Source organism: Cytophaga aurantiaca DSM 3654, from assembly GCF_000379725.1.
Taxonomy (GTDB): Bacteria; Bacteroidota; Bacteroidia; order Cytophagales; family Cytophagaceae; genus Cytophaga; species Cytophaga aurantiaca.
The window spans coordinates 99,663-118,008 of sequence record NZ_KB903624.1 but is presented as its reverse complement, the minus strand read 5'-3'; the positions used below and the strand labels follow the sequence as shown (position 1 = coordinate 118,008).

Genomic DNA, 18,346 nt, shown 5'->3' with positions numbered 1-18,346 from the left:
ACGGTTATTTATTGATTTCATTAAAGGTGTCTTTATTCCGAACGAATAAAGATAATATGGTTCCGCTGAATGCGGATAAAAGTAATACAATTATGAAATGCACTTTAGCAAATGCATAGGGAGCCATGCTGTTTTTTGTGTTTTGATTTATTTCAGCAATTTCTTCTGCACTTGGTTTATAATTTTTTATATACGCTTCTGCCGTGTGTTGGTTGTCTGCAATCAGATCGGGTATTAAAATGTTACTCATTTCTAAGAGGCATAAAATACCAAAAACAAAAAATGCAGTGCCTATTGAAATGACAACAGCTGTATAAAATGTTTGTGAGAAATTTATTGAATTTTCATAGTGATATTTTCGAACATGTACCATTCCAATGTACAAGGGAATGGCAACAATGGATACAGATACAAAAGCAGGTAATAAGGGAAGCTGCACCATTGTTAAGCCGGTAGCAGTAATAATTTTTAATGCGATCACATAAATGGTGGCACATAGTAAGCTGATGATCGGGGCTTTCTTAATCATTAAATAAATCGTTTCCGTGAATTTGTTGTTGGCAATGCGGACAAGTATGGATATGTTGTCTTCTGCGTTGGTTTTTAATATGTTCGGTAAAGCCTGAAGAGAGCAGGGCTGCAGGCAATGCAAACATGGCGATGCCCAGCATCGCAATACAAGCTGATAATAATTTTCCAAATGGTGTAATCGGTACCATATCGCCATAGCCCACCGTTGTTAAGGTAGATACGCTCCACCACATTGTTGAAGGGATACTGGAGAATAACTGAGGCTGTGAATCATGTTCGATGTAATACATCAAGCATGAGGATATGACAAGCAGTACAAGTATCGTTACAAAATTGATTATTAATTCTTCTTTCTTATCTACAATCACGCGCCAAAGGGTGTTAACTGCATGCGAGTATCTTCTTAGTTTGAAAATTCGCAATACTCTGAAGAATCGAAGGATACTTATAAAACGAAAATCAATAGGCGTAAGTATTAGCAGGTAGTACGGAAGAATTGCCAACAAATCTATAATGGCCATAGGTGTAAGCATGTATTTTATTCTTCCCCAGAATGGCTGGCTAAATGGTTTGTGCAAATTACAAACCCATAGTCTTAGAAAATATTCAATTGTGAAAAATGAAACGGAGATAATCTCTAATATAGAAAAGTATTCATTGTATTTAATTGCAATGTCTTTTTCTGTTTGAATAACAACAGCTACAACATTACAAAAAACCAACGCAACAATCAGGTAGTTAATGATGTGTGTTAACCAACCTAGTTCGTTTTTTTTTGGGTCTTTTTCGAGAATGGTAAAAACAGTATTTTTTATAGCAGCCATTCTCCAAATTAAGGATATTATTTTGATTTTTCCAGCGCTTGTTTAATTTCTGCAATAATATCGTCTGAATGTTCTAAGCCAACAGATATACGAATAGAACCCGGCAATATACCAACAGAAGCTCTGTCTTCATCCGTTAATTTAGAATGTGTAGTAGAAGCAGGGTGTGTAACAATCGTTCTTGTATCACCTAAGTTCGCTGAATGTGAAGCCATTATTGTTGCATCTAAGAAGCGTCTGCCTCTCTCTACACCACCTTTGATTATAAACGTAACGATACCGCCACCTGCACGCATCTGTCTTTTAGCAAGTTCATATTGCGGATGGCTTGGAAGATATGGATATTTTACCAGTTCAACATCTGGATGCTGCTCTAAGAATGTTGCCAACTTCAATGCATTTTCACAATGTCTGTCCATGCGAACAGCAAGAGTTTCTAAACTCTTTGAAAATATCCACGAATTGAAAGGAGATAAAGCAGGGCCTGTGTGTCTGCAGAAGAAACGTACTTGCTGGATCAATTCTTTTGATGCTAAGATGATACCACCGATAGCACGGCCTTGTCCGTCAATAAATTTTGTAGCAGAATGTGTTACAATGTCAGCGCCTAATTTTATTGGGTTCTGTAAGTAAGGTGTTGCAAAGCAATTATCTACATTCAATAAAATTGAATGTTTTTTACACAATGCTGAAAGCCATTCTAAATCGATTAGATCCAATGCCGGATTAGACGGCGTTTCGATCATAACCATTTTTGTATTTGGTTTGATCAAACTTTCCCAGGTCTCCGGTTTATCAATAGGAGCGAAGGTATATTCAATTCCCCACTTTGGAAATATTTGTGTAACGATCTGTAAGCTTGATCCGAAAACAGATTTGCATAATAAAATATGATCGCCGCAATTTAAGAATGGAGCCATACTTGAAAATACAGCAGACATTCCCGAAGCAGTAGCGAAGCCATCTTCAGCGCCTTCCATCAAACACATTTTTTCAATGAATTCTGAATTATTCGGATTTGAAAATCGGGTATACAAATTTCCGCCTACCTCATCAGCAAACATAGCGCGTGCTTGTTCGGCATCATCAAAAACAAAACTTGAAGTCATGTAGATCGGAGCTGAATGTTCTCTGTTCTGACTTCTTTCTGTTTGTGTACGAATGGCTAAGGTTTCGAAGTTTGTATATTCCATTTCAATAAGATGTTTCAGATGATATTCTAAATGTATTATGCTGATCGGTATTCAATCAACGTTGTTATTCCATTGTGATTTTATACGTAATAGTTGCAGACTTTTCAAGTGTCTTCGCTACGGAGCAATACTTGTCCATAGAAAGCTTCACGGCACGTTCAGCCTTACCCGGATCAACATCGCCTTTGAAAATAAATTCAACAACGATGTCTGTAAACAAAGAAGGTACAGCATCTTTTTCACGTTCTGCATGTAGTTTAATGCGGAACGCTTCTGGTTCAACTTTCTGTTTGCGTAAGATACTTAATACGTCAATACCGCTGCAGCCACCAAGGCCCATGATCAATAATTCCATCGGGCGCGGGCCATGATTCTCGCCACCTATAGAAGGAGAGGCGTCAATTGATATTGCATTTCCCGCTTCGTTTTTCGCTTCGAAATGGTATGCTTTGTTTAGTAGATTTAATTCAATTTCCATTGTATAAGATGAGTTATAAAATGTATACTTTTATGTTTTTGAATGTGAACAAAACGGGTATTTTGTATCGAATTCCCAATTTTATTCTAGTAATTCTTAAATAAGCCGAATATAGTTTTTTGATCGGTATTACTTGATATTCGTTTATTTGCTTATTTGATATTAAACAGAATATTATTCTATTTAACTGGTTGTGATACCACAAAATTAAAATAAAATTTTGATAATATCTATTTTTGTAAAATATTTATTAAATTTGAACTATTCATCTGTTACTTTCCTTTTCAGGAGTACATATAGTCTTATATCAAGCAATTTCAATACATACATATGAGTAATAACACACAGGAAACAGCAGGTTTTAATTTTGCACCTCAAGTCTCTGCAGCGGCGCAAGCAGATATTGTAGAATTGAGTACGAAAATTAAAGGGTTTCGTGATAATACGATTGATTCAGAAAAATTCCGTTCTTTCCGTTTGACACGTGGTGTATATGGCCAACGTCAGGAAGGTGTTCAGATGATTCGTATAAAATTACCTTACGGTAAAGTTACTGCGGATCAAATAATCCGCATTGCAGATATTTCAGATCGTTACGGTTCAAGCAATTTACACTTAACTACACGTCAGGATATTCAATTGCATTATGTGAAATTGGAAAATTCTCCGCTAGTGTGGAACGAGCTTGAAGAAGTTGGAGTAACGTTGCGTGAAGCATGTGGTAACGCGGTTCGTAACATTACTGCTTCGTATACAGCCGGTGTAGATCCTAAAGAACCATTTGATGTTTCTCCGTATGCGCATAGCATGTTTGAATATTTTTTACGTAACCCAATCTGTCAGGATATGGGTCGTAAATTCAAAATTTCTTTTTCTACATCAGAAGAAGATACTGCCTTTGGTTTCATTCACGATCTGGGCTTTATTCCGCGTGTAAAAACGATCAATGGCAAAGAAGTAAGAGGCTTTAAAGTTTTATTAGCAGGTGGTTTGGGTGCACAGCCTTTCGTGGCACACAATGTACATGAATTCCTTGAAGAAGATCAGTTGATCCCATTCTCTACTGCGGTGATCCGTGTGTTTGACCGTTTTGGAGAACGTTCTAAACGTCACAAGGCGCGCTTGAAATATTTAGTGAATGGTATTGGGGTAGAAGCATTCATGGCACACGTTGCAAAAGAACGTATCGCTATCAAAGATAAATCGGTTGTTATTGATCGTAATCTGGTAGATGAAATCATTCTTCCTGCTGTAACATCATTCACAGAAGCAACGCCGGTTGATGTGGTGAAGTTCGAACGTTTTGTTAAAGCCAATGTATTTGAGCAAAAACAAAAAGGATATTTTGGTGTTCAGTTAAAACAACACTTGGGTGATTTAGCAAGTGATAAAGCCCGCGCGTTTGCTGCAATCGTGAAAAAATATGCATCGGATGATGTTCGTATTACAGTGAACCAAGGTTGGTTGTTGAAGTTTGTAAAGAAAGAAGCATTACCCGGTTTGTTTAATGAATTAAATGAAATCGGTTTGGCTGAACCAGGTTTTGATAGTATGGCTGATATTACAGCTTGTCCGGGTACAGATACGTGTAACCTTGGTATTTCAAGCAGTACAGGACTTTCTGTTGAAATTGAAAAAATGTTATTGGAAGAATTTCCGGATACCGTATTCAATAAAAATATTAAAATAAAAATCAGTGGCTGCATGAACGCCTGCGGTCAGCATACAATCGGAAACATTGGTTTCCATGGTATGTCGATTAAAAATGGCGCTAATGTATTGCCTGCGATGCAGGTCATGTTGGGCGGTGGATTAGAACCGGATGGTACAGGTACCATTGCGGATAAAATTCTTAAACTTCCATCCAGACGTTGTGTGGATGCAGTACGTGATATCTTAACGGATTACGAAACAAATTCTACTGAAGGAGAATATTTTAACGATTACTACAGAAGACAAGTAGCTGCGGAAAAAATGTATTTCTATAAGTTATTAAAACCATTGGCTGATCTGGAAACATTACAGGACATCGATTACATTGATTTAGGTCACGATGAAAAATATGTGACCGAAGTGGGTGTTGGTGAGTGTGCCGGTGTAATGATTGATCTTGTTGGTACATTGATTTTAGATACTGAAGAGAAATTAAAATGGTCTAAGCGTTTACAGCAGAATGCTACACCAGCAGATGCAATATATGCAGCTTATGCAACGTATGTGTGTGGTGCTAAAGCAATCTTAACAGGTGAAGGTATTGCATGTAATACACAGATTGCAATGATCAATGATTTTGATAAGCATTTAGTAAGTACAAATAAATTTTCAATTGTAAACGGTGGTTCATTTGCTGCTCAGGTATTGAGCATGAGTGAACAGGAGCCTACAAAAGAATTTGCAGAGAAGTACATTGCAGATACTGAAAAATTTGTTCAACAAATAAAAACATACAGAGCTGCAGCTTTAGTAACGGTATAACATGCAACATCCTAAAGTAACATTGGTTGGTGCGGGCCCGGGTGATCCTGAATTGATCACGTTAAAAGGAATGAGAGCCTTGTCATCAGCAGATGTAGTGTTGTATGATGCATTGATACACGAAGAAATTTTAAGCTTTGCGCCGATTAAAGCCATACAGGTTTTTGTTGGGAAAAAGAAAGGTGTTTGCCAGTTTCCACAAGACGAAATAAATGCATTGTTAGTTGAACATGCGTTAAAGCATGGACATGTAGTGCGTTTAAAAGGAGGCGATCCGTTTATCTTTGGAAGAGGACATGAAGAATTGGTTTATGTTGAATCGTTTAATATTCCTACAGAAGTAATTCCCGGTATCTCCAGTAGCATTGCAGTACCAGAATTACAGAGAATCCCATTGACACGCCGCGGTGTGAACGATAGCTTTTGGGTACTAACAGGAACGACACGCGATCACCAGCTTTCAGCAGATATACAAATTGCAGCGAAATCAAACGCAACCGTTGTTGTATTGATGGGTATGACCAAGCTTAAAGAAATTATTCAGCTTTTTATTGATGAAGGAAAAGCTGGTTTACCAGTTGCAATCATTCACAATGGTACCATGCCGGATGAGCAGTATGTACTAGGCACGGCAGCTACAATTGTAGATATTGTTGCAAAATCTGGTATCTCATCGCCTGCAGTTATTGTGATCGGAGAAGTAGTTCGCTTGCATCCGGAATATGTAATCGATAAAATAAAAGAGATCAACGATACAACAAACAAGAAGTAATATTCCTATGGATGTATCAAACCACATAGAAGTAAAAAATCAAAGCGGGAAAGAGAATGAACTCTTTCCTGTTTTTTTTAGAATGGATAAGTTACACATTGTTGTAATTGGTGGCGGTGCTGTAGGCACTGAAAAAGTTGGTGCTATTTTGAAAAATAGTCCGGCTGCATCTATTAAAGTTGTGGCGCCGGAGATCAGTCAGACCATTGCAGACTGGACAGAGAAACATCCCGGTTTGAAGCTGATACACAAAGCATATGCACCGCATGATATAGAAGACGCAGATCTTATAATAGCAGCAACCTGTATACACATGTTGAATGCACAAGTACAAATTGATGCAAAACAAAAAGGGATTCTTATCAATGTTGCAGATACACCGGAGTTGTGTGATTTTTATCTGGGTTCCATTGTCCAAAAAGGCGCGTTGAAAATTGCTATCTCTACAAACGGACAGTCACCAACATTTGCAAAACGTATGCGTGAATTGCTTGAGGATGTTTTACCCGATAGCATTGATGCGATCCTGCAGCAGTTAAATGAAATACGGAATAAATTAAAGGGTGATTTTGAATATAAAGTAAAAAAGATGGATGAGATTACGAAAGCCATGAAAGATGAACCTAAGTAACAGTGCATCTGATAGATGAAAAAATAATATTTACTTCATTCCAAATACATAAAGAAATAGGTAACTTTGGTCATAACAAGAAAAGATCATTATGAAAGAGATAAGTGTAAGTGAGCTTAAAACATTGTTGGATTCAGGTGCAGATATACAATTAATAGATGTGCGTGAGCCTGCTGAATTCGAATCTGCTCAGATCGGTGGTGAATTGATTCCGCTTGGTACGATTCCTCAAAACGTTGATAAAATTTCAAAAGATAAACAAGTAATCATTCATTGCAAAAGCGGTAAACGTAGCGCAAATGCGATTATGTTTTTAGAAAGCAATTTTGGTTATGAAAATCTATATAATCTTGCAGGTGGTATTCTTGCCTGGAGAGATGAGATCGATGAAGATCTGGATGTAATGTAATAATAAGGCCGAAGGCCTAACGCTGAATTCTAAAAGCATATAAACGCTAAAAGAGTATAAAAGCAAAATCCCGATAGAAAGAATTTCTATCGGGATTTTGCTTTTATAAATTGTCTACTAGAACATTCCGTTGTCTAGCAACTGGAAACTAGTAACTAGTTAAACTCTGAATCTGAACATGCAAAGACCAGCTGAGTATAGCGGGCTTTTTCCGTTGGCATCAATTAAACTGATAATATCTCTTGTAGACACACCAACTTCCCAACCGCCATTTTCTCCGGCGATAAGTGTGAAACCGAATGGTACACACACGTGGGTAGAATAGCCATCTAACGTGTTTGCATAATTACCTCCGATAGATGCACCGGAAGATAATTTGATCCATCTCTTTAAATAAAAGTCACCACCTACAGCAAACATTGCAGTGTTGATATTGCCGGCAGCTTTGTTTAAGGGAACAATAATATCACCACCCACTTCAAGTCTTTTTTCCAATAGAGCTATACTAGCACCGAAACGTAATGTAGTTGGTAATTTAGCAGTAAAGGATTGTCCTTCTTTCCAGTAAACGGTTTGGTTGAAGGCATCTGCGGTAGATTGATCGAATTTTAATTCATTGATCGTTGTATCTTTTACTTCATACGTATTTTTAGTGTATTTAATACCGCCAACATTCACCAATGAAATACCGACTTTTAGTTTTTCATAAATTTCAGCTGTTGCACCGATATCAAATCCAAATCCTTGTCCTACCGGATTGATGAAGTTTCCGCCATTATCTTTATCAGGAATATTGAAGTTGGTTGAAAGCGATGAGAATGTTGGGTTATCAGCAACATTACCTTGTAATACACCATCTTTAGATTGTATATCCATGTAATAATATCCCATTACATATTTTAAGCCAACACCGGCACTTACATTAAATACATCGTTTCTGTATACTTCTCTACCATATGCTGCATTAAATGTTCTGTAATAATGCGCCTTTACATTGGTACCTTTAAATACCTGACCCAGTGATACACCAGCGGTAGAAAGACCTGCATCAATTCCATTTCCACCTGCAGGTGAATTATAGTAAGCATATTGATTCGGATCGTTTGCTACCGTAGTCCCATTATTGGTTCTCAACTGATCAAAGTACTGTGTTGATAAAGCACCTGAAAAAGCAAAACTTGTAAAGTTTTGTGAAAGGTTACCATTGCCGCGCATGACATCGTTTACACTGAAAGCAAGGCCTCCTAATTTATCGTATTGAAAAGCAATACCCAATACCATTATATCTATATTGGCAGAAATGTTGTTGTTTGCAAATAGATTGGCAGCATTTGTTTGACCTGCCGGAGATAAGGTATCACCACTGAAAATGTAATCGTTCATTTGCTGTTTGGTAACACCTTTTGCGAACGCAGAAGCATTCATTTCCAGGAAGCCAAATGTTATGTGTTTGGTTTCGTATTTTGAACGCAATCCAAGATTGGCCGGGTTGATACCGATACTTTGATAATCCGTTACAAAAGTTGTGGCAACACCTGCACGAGCTGTTGCAGAAACAACACTGCCTTCAGCCTGTCCGAATACTGTGTAGTTACTTGCAGAAAGCAAAGAGAGTATAAGTAAAAGTTTTTTCATAGAGGGATTGTAGTTATTTAAATTGTCTCGGTTCTAATTTAATCAATATGGATCAATTGTTATGCATTCAGGGCTTTATCCTTTTCTTTCATTACCAGATAATACAATATTCCGAATAATAAGAATGAGCCAATCCATAGGGCATATTTTTGATATTTATAGATCGGGTCATCTTCCATGGTAACAAAAGAATTGATTTGAGTTCCTGTGTAAACAGCTATAGCTAGTCTTGCGCCTATGCCTATAAAGCTCATTCCTAAATAATTTTTTAACGGTACAGATAAATAGGAACAAAGTACGTTGGTAACCGTGAAAGGAAGAATAGGAGTTACACGCATTACGAAAACCATGAAGTTTAAGCGCTTTTTTAATTTTTCGATAAATTGATATGCTACTTCATTTGCTCCTATCCAGCTCATGATTGTTTGCTGATCAAATAGATTTGCCAGATAATAACCCACTAATGAACTTACCGTAAACATTGCCAATAGTATGGGGAAACATGACCACCCGAATAAATACCCACAGGCAATGGACAACAATGTAGTAGAAATGATTGAAAAGGTAGATGTACAAAATACCAATATGCCTATATAAATCAGTGTTGTTTGGTCCAAACCTTTTATGCTGTCAATATTTACGGCAAATAATGCTGCAAGTATAAAGTTTGAGATAATTGGAAGAATGTACATGCCCAGTAAAAAAATCATGGACATCTTGGCCTTTGACGTACTGTTGGCCCAGAATACTTTTAGTTTGACGATTTCATTATTTAGTTCTGTTAAAGCAATTTTAATCTGAACAGTTAACCGATCTATAATAATTTTGAATTTACTCATATCACACACTTAGAAGATCAAATATAACAATGAATTCATCACCTATGAAATAAAAAAGTCTGAATAGTTACCCATTCAGACTTTAAATTAGATTATATAATTATTAATTAGAATAATTTTCCTAAGCCGCCTAATAGATCGCCGCCTTTATCACTGCCGCCAAGTAGACCACCTAATGAACTTGTAATATCACCAAAGCCCAATTTAGAAATTAAGTCTGTTGGAGAAGAAGCAGATCCTGTTTCTGAACCGGAGAATTTTTCCATAATGAATGGTATTACAACTCCTGAAACTTTAGTTGCCATAGATTGGTCCATACCCAATTTACTTGCTAACGATGAAACGAAATTGTTAGACAAAGAAGATACGATCGAATTCGATTGTAAATTTCCTCCGTTGCCATTGAATAGGCTCATTACAGAATCCAATCCTCCACTAGTAGCTTCGCTTTTTAAACCATCTGTAACAGTATCCTGAGCAACGTTGAAAACGCTTCCTAACTGTTCAGGCTTAACGCCAATTTGCTGCAATTGTGGGCCCAGGTGTTGTTGTGCTGTTTGAATAAGTTGATCTAACATATGTTTGTTAATTAGGAGTTATGAATGATAAATTATGAATTTGATTTTTTGAACTGTTGTGAAGTCGTTTAAAGTATTTCGTAAATCATCCTAACCGTTGGCTAAAGCACAACGGCAATGAAGCGCGACAATACTTTAAATTAACATAGGCTCAGCTTTCATTGCCGTCACATTTATGTGACGGATAATTGATTTATTGTTTCGTCGCGTCTAACAATTTGTACAATTCATTCAGGTTCGGACTAAGAATAATTTCTGTACGTCTGTTTTGGCTTCTTGCTTCAGCTGTTTTCCCCTGAGCAACCGGCATGAATTCGCCATGACCTGCAGGCACAACATGGATCGGATCAACACCTGCACCTGTTAAGATACGCGTGATGGATGTTGCACGCAATACACTCAGATCCCAGTTGTCTTTCATACCATTTGTACCTTTTGAAATCGGCACATCATCGGTATGACCTTCAACCATAATGGTAATGTCTTTTTGTTCTTTTAAAACAGCAGCTAATTTTTTTAACGCTTCAATACCTTTTGGATCCACTTCTGTAGAGCCTGATTTGAATAACAATTGTTCAGCTAAGGATACATATACTTTACCATCTTTTACTTGAATGGTCAGATCTTTATCCTTGTAGTTTAATAAAGCAGAAACGACTTTGTTGCGAAGTTCTTCTACAGCGCGGTCTTTATCTGCAATTACTTTTTCTAATTCTTTAACTCTACGTTCGCGTTCTGTTAAATCGGCTTGTAGTTTACCAACTTCCAATTCACGTTTCGCTAAACTTTTGTTCAGCTTTTCCAATTCCGCAGCATTGTAGTTTATGATCTTGTTGTGTGTAGATAATAAACGATCATACGTAGCATTCAGTGCTTCATAATTTGCCTGCGTTTTGCGAAGTGCTGCACCAAGGTCTGTTGTATCTTTTAATAATTCATTGCTTACGGCAAGTAAACTATCGTATCGTTTTTTTAATGCAGCCTGTTCGATCACTAAATTTTTGAAATTTTCTTCACATGCTGCCTTGTCTGCTTCCAGTGCTGAAGTACGTTTGCTTAACGCGTCATATTTCTTTTTAGAAACAATACAGGAAGAACTTAAAAGAAAGCCAATACTCAATGAAATGCCAATAATAAGATGGATTAAACCGGTTTTTTTCATGTACATATTTAAATTGTTGGTGAACAAAAGAACTTGAATAGCGTTTGTTATATTTACTTTACGGTATATATGTAAAAATACATATTTATTATTCTGGCCAAAGATATTTTGACTATTAACTTTTATACACTATGGAATTAAATGTATTCAAACCTATGCTTCAGGCAGAAGCATTTAAAAATAAAGTAATCGTAGTAACCGGCGGGGGCACAGGGCTAGGTAAAAGCATGGCACAGATGCTGTTGCAGCTGGGTGCTAAAATAGTTATCACCAGCAGAAAATTAGATGTGTTGGAAGCAACTGCAAAAGAACTGGAGCAATTAACTGGTGGTGAAGTATTGCCCGTAGCCTGCGATGTACGCGACTATCGTCAAGTAGAAGAATTACTTCAAAAATCTGTAGAGCGTTTTGGAAGAGTAGATGGTTTGTTAAATAATGCGGCTGGTAATTTTGTGAGTCCAACCGAGCATTTATCACCAAAGGCATTTGATGTGGTGGTTGATATTGTATTGAAAGGTACATACAATTGTGTGCTGACATTTGGTAAATACTGGATCGATAATAAAATACCAGCAACGGTTTTAAGTATTGTGACAACATATGCCACTACTGGTTCTGGCTATGTGGTGCCATCTGCCTGTGCAAAAGCAGGTGTCATTGCATTAACAAAATCACTGGCTGTTGAATGGGCAAAATACAATATTCGATTTAATGCGATTGCACCAGGACCGTTTCCAACAGAAGGAGCCTGGAGCAGATTGTTCCCGGGGCAGATCGCAGAATTGTTTGAACCCGAAAATCGCATTCCATTAAAACGTTTTGGTAAACATGAAGAATTAGCGAATCTGGCTTCGTATCTGCTTTCAGAATATTCTGCTTATATGACCGGCGAAATTGTGACCATAGATGGAGGAGAATGGTTGAAAGGTGCGGGAGAGTTTAATGGTCTGGATGTGGTAACAAAAGAAGAGTGGGCTGAAATTGAGCGCACGATTAGGGGAAAGTAAAGGATGGTTTCTATTTGCACAGTTTTAGTGGCCCGACGACTTGTTTGAGTTTCGCTAAAAAATCATTTGTATAAAAGAGGTAATAACGATTCTATAAATTCAACACCAACTTTATCGATCTTCGTAATTACTCCGTTAGGAGTAACATATCTGTAGAAAATAACTAACCTATAAATCTTTACGCACGGAGCTCCGTCTAGGAGCGACGAATAACTATAAATATTCCGTCCCGATGGGACTCGTACGATTTTCTATTTATCCATTTCTTTGCTACAGATATTTCATCCCTACGGGATTAAAAGTTCTATTGGGCCATGTTTGCCAACTCTCTTGATGGCTTAAATAAGCTTATTGATTTTATCTTTGAAATATCTAATCCATGCATTTTAAACTGAAACTCCTTATTACAAGGATCTTGAATCCTATTGTGTACATCTTTTTACCCAAATTTCTCTAAAAAGGAAAAAAAGATGCAATTAGACTTTGCTAAAAATGAGTTTTCCCTTATATTTGCACTCCGAAACGACGAATAAGCACTTATTTATCTTTCAGATTGTCCGATGGTGTAACTGGCAACACGCCTGATTTTGGTTCAGGAGAGTCTAGGTTCGAAACCTAGTCGGACAACAACAAAAGACGATTTAATCCTAATGAATGGGGTTAAATCGTTTTAGTTTTATACCAAACCTAAAAAGGTATGTCATCCCTAAAATTATTTGCAGGAACGAACTCACACTACTTAGCAGAAAAAATCGCTGCTTCGTACGGAGAACCACTAGGCCAAAGAACGATCAAACGTTTTAGCGATGGTGAAATTTATGTTAGTTTCGATGAGTCAGTTCGTGGAAAAGATGTGTATATCATCCAATCTACGTTCCCGAATGCAGATAATTTAATGGAATTGATGCTTATGGTTGATGCAGCTCGCAGAGCTTCAGCAGCAGAAGTAGCAGCAATTATCCCTTATTTTGGGTATGCACGTCAGGATCGTAAAGACAAACCAAGAGTGCCGATTGCGGCTAAATTGGTTGCTAACTTACTTTCTGCTGCAGGTGTTGACCGTTTGATGACATGCGATTTGCACGCAGGTCAGATACAAGGTTTCTTCGATTTTCCAGTGGATCACTTGGATGGTGCGGCAATTTTTATTCCGTACTTAAGAAGTATTCAGTCAGATAAATTAATTATTGCTTCACCGGATGTAGGTGGCGTAAAACGTGCACGTGAATTTGCTAAGCATTTGAAAGCTGAATTCGTTGTGTGTGATAAGCACCGTGAACGTGCCAATGAAATTGCTTCTATGCAATTGATCGGTAATGTTGAAGGTGCAGATGTAATCTTGGTAGATGACTTGATCGATACAGGTGGTACCATAACTCGTGCTGCTGAAGTGATCATGAATAAAGGGGCGAAGAGTGTGCGTGCAATCTGTACACACCCGATTCTTTCCGGTTCTGCATATGAGAACATTGAAAATTCTGTATTGACAGAAATGTTGGTTACAGATACCATTCCTCTTCGCAAGGAAACATCAAAAATTAAAGTCCTTACGGTAGCTGACTTGTTTGCAAAAGCAATCTATCAGATCCAGAACGACGCATCGGTTAGTTCATTATTTCTTTAATACATATAAAACAAAACAATTATGAAACAAGTAGAGATTATAGGGTATAGCAGAGCAAATCTCGGTAAAAAAGGATCAAAAGACCTTCGTCTGGATTCTAACGTACCATGTGTGCTTTATGGTGGCGAATCACAATTACATTTCCACGTACCAATGTTTTTGTTCCGCGATATTATTTACACAGGCGTTGCTTGTACAGTATTGTTGAATTTAGAAGGCAAACAATATCAGTGTGTTGTACAAGAAGTACAATTCCACCCGATCAATGAAATGTTACTTCACGTTGACTTCTTATTATTAGATGAGAAGAAAGAAGTGAAAATGAATATCCCGGTTAAATTTGAAGGTACTTCTCCTGGTGTTATCAAAGGGGGTAAATTGGTTCAGAAAGTAGCTACATTACAAGTTAAAGCGTTCCCTAAGAACCTTCCGGATGTTATTTATGCTGATATTTCTAAACTTGAATTGGCTAAGTCAGTTAAAGTAGGTGATATCAAAACAAATAACTACACTATTTTAAATGCTAAGTCTATTCCTGTTTGCACAGTTACGATTCCAAGATCGTTGAAACAAGAAGAAGCAGCTGCTAAAAAATAATTTAGTTTCCCTGTTCATATTGAAGAAGGCTGTGCTGAAAAGTACAGCCTTTCTTTTTTTAACACGATTGCCAGGATTAAATAAGGGATAATAGGATTTTTTCGTTTGTCTGATTAAATGTTTGTTGTAGTTTATATTGTTCAATCTATTTCTAGTCGTTTGGAATTTGTTTTTTGTTATTTGGAATTTCCTCACCTGCATCTCATCTACTTTTTTGTACATTTACGTTATAAATAACAGCAGTTCTTACTAGTTACATATGAAATACCTGATTGTTGGATTGGGAAATATTGGTTCTGAATATCATGAAACGCGCCACAACATTGGGTTTATGGTGCTGGATTCATTGGCGGAAGAAAAAGGTGCAGCATTTGAATTGAAACGTCATGCACATATTGCTGAAGTGAAAGTAAAAGGCCGCACCTTGATTTTGGTAAAGCCAACTACCTATATGAATCTGAGTGGTAAAGCAGTTCAATACTGGATGCAGGAAGAAAAAATTTCTATTGAAAATATATTGGTGATTACCGATGATCTTGCGCTGCCTTTCGGAACATTACGTATGCGTATGAAAGGCTCAAGTGGCGGACATAATGGCTTATCACATATTGAAAATACATTAAGTTCTGCAAGCTATACACGTTTGCGTATGGGTGTTGGCAGTGAGTTTGCAAAAGGACAACAGGTAGATTATGTACTTGCACCTTTTGCTGCAGAAGAACAAAAAGGAATGCCGGACGTACTTAAAAGAGCAAAGGATGCCGTGATCGGTTTCGCAACCATCGGCGTTGAACGTGCCATGAATACCGTAAATACAAAGAAATGACAGACGCACAAAGACCCATCGGAATTTTTGATAGTGGCATCGGTGGCTTAACTGTTGCCTATGCAGTAACACAAGTATTGCCAAACGAAAATATTATTTACTTCGGAGATACGGCGCACTTTCCATACGGAGATAAATCAACTGCTGCATTACAATCCTACTCAGTGAAAATTACAGATATGCTGTTGCAGCATAATTGCAAAGTGATCCTGATCGCTTGTAACTCAGCGTCGTCTGCGGCATACCAATTGGTAAAAGAATATGTTGGCAGCAAAGCAAAAGTGATCAATGTGATTGATCCGATCGTACGTTATGTTGGTGCAAACTATCCAAAGAAAAAAGTTGGATTGATTGGTACAAAAAAAACCGTAAGCTCAAATGTATATCAACGTAAAATTGACAAACTGAATAAAGAGATTACCTTGAAAGCCCTTGCTACGCCTTTATTGGCGCCTATGATCGAAGAAGGGTATTTTAACAATGCCATTTCTGAAAGCATTATTTTGAATTATTTGCAGGATAAATCTTTAGACGGAATTGAGTCGTTAATCTTAGGTTGTACGCATTATCCATTAATAAAAGATCAGATTAATAACTTATACAAAGGAAGTGTGAATGTGATCGACAGCTCGGATATTGTTGCCGAAGCAGTGAAAGATTATTTGTCTGAAAACAACTTATTGAATACGGATTTAGAAGTGCAGCATAAATTTTATGTGTCGGATTATACACAGTCGTTTGCGGAGTCTACACGTCTGTTCTTCAGACAGGAAGTGCAGCTGGAGCGCTATCCGTTGTGGGAGTAGAGTTTCGATTTAGTACTTTAGTTTATGTTTTGTTTTTAAATTCCAAATAACAAAAGACAAATTCCAAACGAATAGAATTTTTTACTATGAGATTTCTGTCAGTTATTTTCTTTATATTTTTTATAACACATGCTTATTCTCAACAAGTAAGAGTTGTAGGCTATACTAAGTATGCTTCTATTAAAAATGGAAGATCATTAAAAGATGGCGATACATTGTCTATTCGCAACACAGTTGTCGTCAAGCAGGATGGTGAATTGCATTTAATCAATAATACAGGCTGGGGTTTTTATCTTAATAAAGGTACCTATGATTTAGACTCCTGTTATTACGTATACAAGAATATATACCAAGACTACGATAGTGTTAAAGCAATTATAGATACCATTTTTCCAGATGGACTAAATGGAGAATTTCGGCGCTCCGGATGCACAATGATGTCTAGTGCAAGTGGTAATCGTCAGGATGTGAATTATGAAAACGGAAATATAGCTTTTTTACATACAAATGGTAGTGATTTAATAAGAACATCTTCAGATACAATAACTATTTACTGGCGCGATCCTCAAAAAAAATCAGGAAAATATATTATTGAATTTCAAAATATGTTTGATGATGTAATTGGCTATCGTATATGTAATGGAAATAGTTTTCAAATTAATATAAATGAATTTCCTGGTCGAACGTATATAGCATCAACTCTTACAGTGATTGTCTATTCAGAGGATGGTAGAAAGAGCTCAAGAATTGCAATCCAGCTAAAACAATAAGATACGTATTTGTTTGATATTACTAGAGTAGTTTGTACAATGAACCTTTACTTATGAGATTTTTAACGGTAATTTTCTTTTTTATTTTTATAATAAACTCTTTTGCGCAGCATCTTAGAGTAGAAAACGCAAAATATGCTTTTAATAGAAATGGAAAGGATATAAAAGACAATGATACACTTAGTGTTCATAGTTCTGTCTATATATACCAAGGTGGTAATTTATATTTGAGAAATATATCAGGGTGGGGTTTTCAACTTACAGCAGGAAAATATAATATAGACTCCTGTTATCAAGTATATAAGAATATATATTCTGATTATGATAGTGTTAAAATAATAGTGAATTCAATTTATCCCAAGGGGATTAATGATCTTTTATTTAAGGGGACTTTACACCTTGAAAGAGGAGCTACGCAGGATACTCATTATTCACGAGGCAACATAGCTTTTTCAAATATAGAAAATGGGGGTGAAAAAATATTAAATGTAGGAAATGAAATTACACTTAAGTGGCGCGACCCTAAACCTACCTCAGGCAGATATATAGTAGTATTTCAAAATCTATTTGATGAAATAATTTGTTACCGTGTAGTGAACTCATATGACTTAAATATTGACTTAAACACATTGCCCAACAATAATGGTATGTATCCTGTATTGTGTAAAATTTATTCAGATGATTACAGGATGAGTACTAAAATTTTAATTCAATGGGAATAATGAAATTACAGTACAGATATGTTTTACTCATTCATCGAAAAATTTAATAATCAAACGTTACCTAAATCCGAGTGGACGCATCATGCACACTTAACGGTTGCATTATGGTATGCAGATAACTATGAATTTAATGATGCGATTTGCAGATTGAAATCCGGGGTCATTTTGTTAAACAAATTTCATGGTACAGAAAACACCGATCGTTCCGGTTATCATGAAACATTAACCATCTTCTGGACGAAAGTAATTTCAATTTATATTGAATTGAATCCCTTAAATAGTTTGAATGAACTCCATGAAAATTTATTGAAATCAAAAGTAGCAGATAAAGAGTTACCGTTTCATTTTTATTTAAAAGAAGAAATTCTAAGTTCTGCTTATCGGGCGGTATATCACGAACCAACACTTCAGAAATTAGATGCGGAGACGATTAAGGTTACTTTGGATAGTTGAAGTGTATTCATTTA

Annotated in this window: 20 protein-coding genes and 1 tRNA gene; 13 read left to right on the top strand and 8 right to left on the bottom strand. The window is 36.7% G+C overall.

Annotated elements, in window-relative coordinates; translation table 11 throughout:
• Positions 1-4: 4 nt before the first annotated feature.
• From A3EE_RS0104780 to A3EE_RS0104765, 4 genes are all read right to left on the bottom strand, one after another.
• Positions 5-529, bottom strand: a complete 525-nt coding sequence (locus A3EE_RS0104780) for a DUF4199 family protein (protein ID WP_018342302.1) — start codon at positions 527-529, stop codon at positions 5-7.
• Positions 522-1,355 carry an ion transporter gene (locus tag A3EE_RS0104775; protein ID WP_018342301.1) on the bottom strand — a complete coding sequence of 278 codons (834 nt, stop codon included), beginning with the start codon at positions 1,353-1,355 and terminating at the stop codon, positions 522-524. The genes A3EE_RS0104780 and A3EE_RS0104775 overlap by 8 nt, the downstream gene beginning before the upstream one ends.
• A 17-nt stretch (positions 1,356-1,372) precedes the next feature.
• On the bottom strand, positions 1,373-2,548 hold the full coding sequence (locus A3EE_RS0104770) for a trans-sulfuration enzyme family protein (protein ID WP_018342300.1): 1,176 nt from the start codon (positions 2,546-2,548) through the stop codon (positions 1,373-1,375).
• 64 nt (positions 2,549-2,612) lie between these two features.
• Positions 2,613-3,026, bottom strand: a complete 414-nt coding sequence (locus A3EE_RS0104765) for an OsmC family protein (protein ID WP_018342299.1) — start codon at positions 3,024-3,026, stop codon at positions 2,613-2,615.
• A gap of 330 nt (positions 3,027-3,356) precedes the next feature.
• On the opposite strand from A3EE_RS0104765, the gene A3EE_RS0104760 reads away from it, so the two are divergent.
• The 4 genes from A3EE_RS0104760 to A3EE_RS0104745 all read left to right on the top strand — a co-directional run bounded on the left by A3EE_RS0104760 (position 3,357) and on the right by A3EE_RS0104745 (position 7,313).
• The gene (locus tag A3EE_RS0104760; RefSeq protein WP_018342298.1) at positions 3,357-5,501 is read left to right on the top strand and encodes a nitrite reductase; all 2,145 of its coding nucleotides are present in this window, start codon (positions 3,357-3,359) and stop codon (positions 5,499-5,501) included.
• Between the two features lies 1 nt (position 5,502).
• The gene (gene cobA / locus A3EE_RS0104755; RefSeq protein WP_018342297.1) at positions 5,503-6,273 is read left to right on the top strand and encodes a uroporphyrinogen-III C-methyltransferase; all 771 of its coding nucleotides are present in this window, start codon (positions 5,503-5,505) and stop codon (positions 6,271-6,273) included.
• A gap of 7 nt (positions 6,274-6,280) precedes the next feature.
• Positions 6,281-6,904 (top strand): precorrin-2 dehydrogenase/sirohydrochlorin ferrochelatase family protein, encoded by a 624-nt coding sequence (locus A3EE_RS0104750; protein ID WP_051081600.1) that lies wholly within the window; start codon positions 6,281-6,283, stop codon positions 6,902-6,904.
• Positions 6,905-6,995: 91 nt separating this feature from the next.
• Positions 6,996-7,313, top strand: coding sequence for a rhodanese-like domain-containing protein (locus A3EE_RS0104745; protein ID WP_018342295.1), 318 nt, complete (start codon positions 6,996-6,998; stop codon positions 7,311-7,313).
• Between the two features lie 159 nt (positions 7,314-7,472).
• On the opposite strand, the gene A3EE_RS0104740 is transcribed toward A3EE_RS0104745, so the two are convergent.
• The 4 genes from A3EE_RS0104740 to A3EE_RS0104725 all read right to left on the bottom strand — a co-directional run bounded on the left by A3EE_RS0104740 (position 7,473) and on the right by A3EE_RS0104725 (position 11,527).
• Positions 7,473-8,948 carry a DUF5723 family protein gene (locus A3EE_RS0104740; protein WP_018342294.1) on the bottom strand — a complete coding sequence of 492 codons (1,476 nt, stop codon included), beginning with the start codon at positions 8,946-8,948 and terminating at the stop codon, positions 7,473-7,475.
• A 59-nt stretch (positions 8,949-9,007) separates the two neighbouring features.
• A complete protein-coding gene (locus A3EE_RS0104735; protein ID WP_018342293.1) occupies positions 9,008-9,787 on the bottom strand; it encodes a VTT domain-containing protein in 780 nt (259 codons plus the stop codon).
• Between the two features lie 107 nt (positions 9,788-9,894).
• On the bottom strand, positions 9,895-10,365 hold the full coding sequence (locus A3EE_RS0104730) for a DUF937 domain-containing protein (RefSeq protein ID WP_018342292.1): 471 nt from the start codon (positions 10,363-10,365) through the stop codon (positions 9,895-9,897).
• 193 nt (positions 10,366-10,558) lie between these two features.
• Entirely contained in the window at positions 10,559-11,527 is a 969-nt protein-coding gene (locus A3EE_RS0104725; protein WP_342661991.1) for an OmpA family protein, read from the bottom strand.
• Positions 11,528-11,658: 131 nt separating this feature from the next.
• Between A3EE_RS0104725 and A3EE_RS0104720 the strand changes: the two genes are divergently transcribed.
• The 9 genes from A3EE_RS0104720 to A3EE_RS21175 all read left to right on the top strand — a co-directional run bounded on the left by A3EE_RS0104720 (position 11,659) and on the right by A3EE_RS21175 (position 18,332).
• Positions 11,659-12,534 carry an SDR family oxidoreductase gene (locus tag A3EE_RS0104720; protein ID WP_018342290.1) on the top strand — a complete coding sequence of 292 codons (876 nt, stop codon included), beginning with the start codon at positions 11,659-11,661 and terminating at the stop codon, positions 12,532-12,534.
• Between the two features lie 554 nt (positions 12,535-13,088).
• Positions 13,089-13,161: transfer RNA gene (locus A3EE_RS0104715), tRNA-Gln, on the top strand.
• 70 nt (positions 13,162-13,231) lie between these two features.
• Positions 13,232-14,158 (top strand): ribose-phosphate pyrophosphokinase, encoded by a 927-nt coding sequence (locus tag A3EE_RS0104710; RefSeq protein WP_018342289.1) that lies wholly within the window; start codon positions 13,232-13,234, stop codon positions 14,156-14,158.
• Between the two features lie 21 nt (positions 14,159-14,179).
• The gene (locus A3EE_RS0104705) at positions 14,180-14,755 is read left to right on the top strand and encodes a 50S ribosomal protein L25/general stress protein Ctc (protein WP_018342288.1); all 576 of its coding nucleotides are present in this window, start codon (positions 14,180-14,182) and stop codon (positions 14,753-14,755) included.
• Positions 14,756-15,014: 259 nt separating this feature from the next.
• A complete protein-coding gene (gene pth / locus A3EE_RS0104700; RefSeq protein ID WP_018342287.1) occupies positions 15,015-15,581 on the top strand; it encodes an aminoacyl-tRNA hydrolase in 567 nt (188 codons plus the stop codon).
• Positions 15,578-16,387 carry a glutamate racemase gene (murI, locus tag A3EE_RS0104695; RefSeq protein WP_018342286.1) on the top strand — a complete coding sequence of 270 codons (810 nt, stop codon included), beginning with the start codon at positions 15,578-15,580 and terminating at the stop codon, positions 16,385-16,387. The genes pth and murI overlap by 4 nt, the downstream gene beginning before the upstream one ends.
• A gap of 86 nt (positions 16,388-16,473) precedes the next feature.
• Complete coding sequence (locus A3EE_RS0104690) at positions 16,474-17,157, top strand: hypothetical protein (protein WP_018342285.1); 684 nt, start codon at positions 16,474-16,476, stop codon at positions 17,155-17,157.
• A 53-nt stretch (positions 17,158-17,210) separates the two neighbouring features.
• Positions 17,211-17,879 (top strand): hypothetical protein, encoded by a 669-nt coding sequence (locus A3EE_RS0104685; protein ID WP_018342284.1) that lies wholly within the window; start codon positions 17,211-17,213, stop codon positions 17,877-17,879.
• Positions 17,880-17,897: 18 nt separating this feature from the next.
• A complete protein-coding gene (locus tag A3EE_RS21175; RefSeq protein WP_018342283.1) occupies positions 17,898-18,332 on the top strand; it encodes a hypothetical protein in 435 nt (144 codons plus the stop codon).
• Positions 18,333-18,346 lie beyond the last annotated feature (14 nt).

Coding starts and splice junctions, on each gene's coding strand:
- A3EE_RS0104780 (WP_018342302.1), bottom strand. CDS start 529: ATGATTAAGAAAGCCCCGATCATCAGCTTACTATGTGCCACCATTTAT.
- A3EE_RS0104775 (WP_018342301.1), bottom strand. CDS start 1,355: ATGGCTGCTATAAAAAATACTGTTTTTACCATTCTCGAAAAAGACCCA.
- A3EE_RS0104770 (WP_018342300.1), bottom strand. CDS start 2,548: ATGGAATATACAAACTTCGAAACCTTAGCCATTCGTACACAAACAGAA.
- A3EE_RS0104765 (WP_018342299.1), bottom strand. CDS start 3,026: ATGGAAATTGAATTAAATCTACTAAACAAAGCATACCATTTCGAAGCG.
- A3EE_RS0104760 (WP_018342298.1), top strand. CDS start 3,357: ATGAGTAATAACACACAGGAAACAGCAGGTTTTAATTTTGCACCTCAA.
- cobA (WP_018342297.1), top strand. CDS start 5,503: ATGCAACATCCTAAAGTAACATTGGTTGGTGCGGGCCCGGGTGATCCT.
- A3EE_RS0104750 (WP_051081600.1), top strand. CDS start 6,281: ATGGATGTATCAAACCACATAGAAGTAAAAAATCAAAGCGGGAAAGAG.
- A3EE_RS0104745 (WP_018342295.1), top strand. CDS start 6,996: ATGAAAGAGATAAGTGTAAGTGAGCTTAAAACATTGTTGGATTCAGGT.
- A3EE_RS0104740 (WP_018342294.1), bottom strand. CDS start 8,948: ATGAAAAAACTTTTACTTATACTCTCTTTGCTTTCTGCAAGTAACTAC.
- A3EE_RS0104735 (WP_018342293.1), bottom strand. CDS start 9,787: ATGAGTAAATTCAAAATTATTATAGATCGGTTAACTGTTCAGATTAAA.
- A3EE_RS0104730 (WP_018342292.1), bottom strand. CDS start 10,365: ATGTTAGATCAACTTATTCAAACAGCACAACAACACCTGGGCCCACAA.
- A3EE_RS0104725 (WP_342661991.1), bottom strand. CDS start 11,527: ATGAAAAAAACCGGTTTAATCCATCTTATTATTGGCATTTCATTGAGT.
- A3EE_RS0104720 (WP_018342290.1), top strand. CDS start 11,659: ATGGAATTAAATGTATTCAAACCTATGCTTCAGGCAGAAGCATTTAAA.
- A3EE_RS0104710 (WP_018342289.1), top strand. CDS start 13,232: ATGTCATCCCTAAAATTATTTGCAGGAACGAACTCACACTACTTAGCA.
- A3EE_RS0104705 (WP_018342288.1), top strand. CDS start 14,180: ATGAAACAAGTAGAGATTATAGGGTATAGCAGAGCAAATCTCGGTAAA.
- pth (WP_018342287.1), top strand. CDS start 15,015: ATGAAATACCTGATTGTTGGATTGGGAAATATTGGTTCTGAATATCAT.
- murI (WP_018342286.1), top strand. CDS start 15,578: ATGACAGACGCACAAAGACCCATCGGAATTTTTGATAGTGGCATCGGT.
- A3EE_RS0104690 (WP_018342285.1), top strand. CDS start 16,474: ATGAGATTTCTGTCAGTTATTTTCTTTATATTTTTTATAACACATGCT.
- A3EE_RS0104685 (WP_018342284.1), top strand. CDS start 17,211: ATGAGATTTTTAACGGTAATTTTCTTTTTTATTTTTATAATAAACTCT.
- A3EE_RS21175 (WP_018342283.1), top strand. CDS start 17,898: ATGTTTTACTCATTCATCGAAAAATTTAATAATCAAACGTTACCTAAA.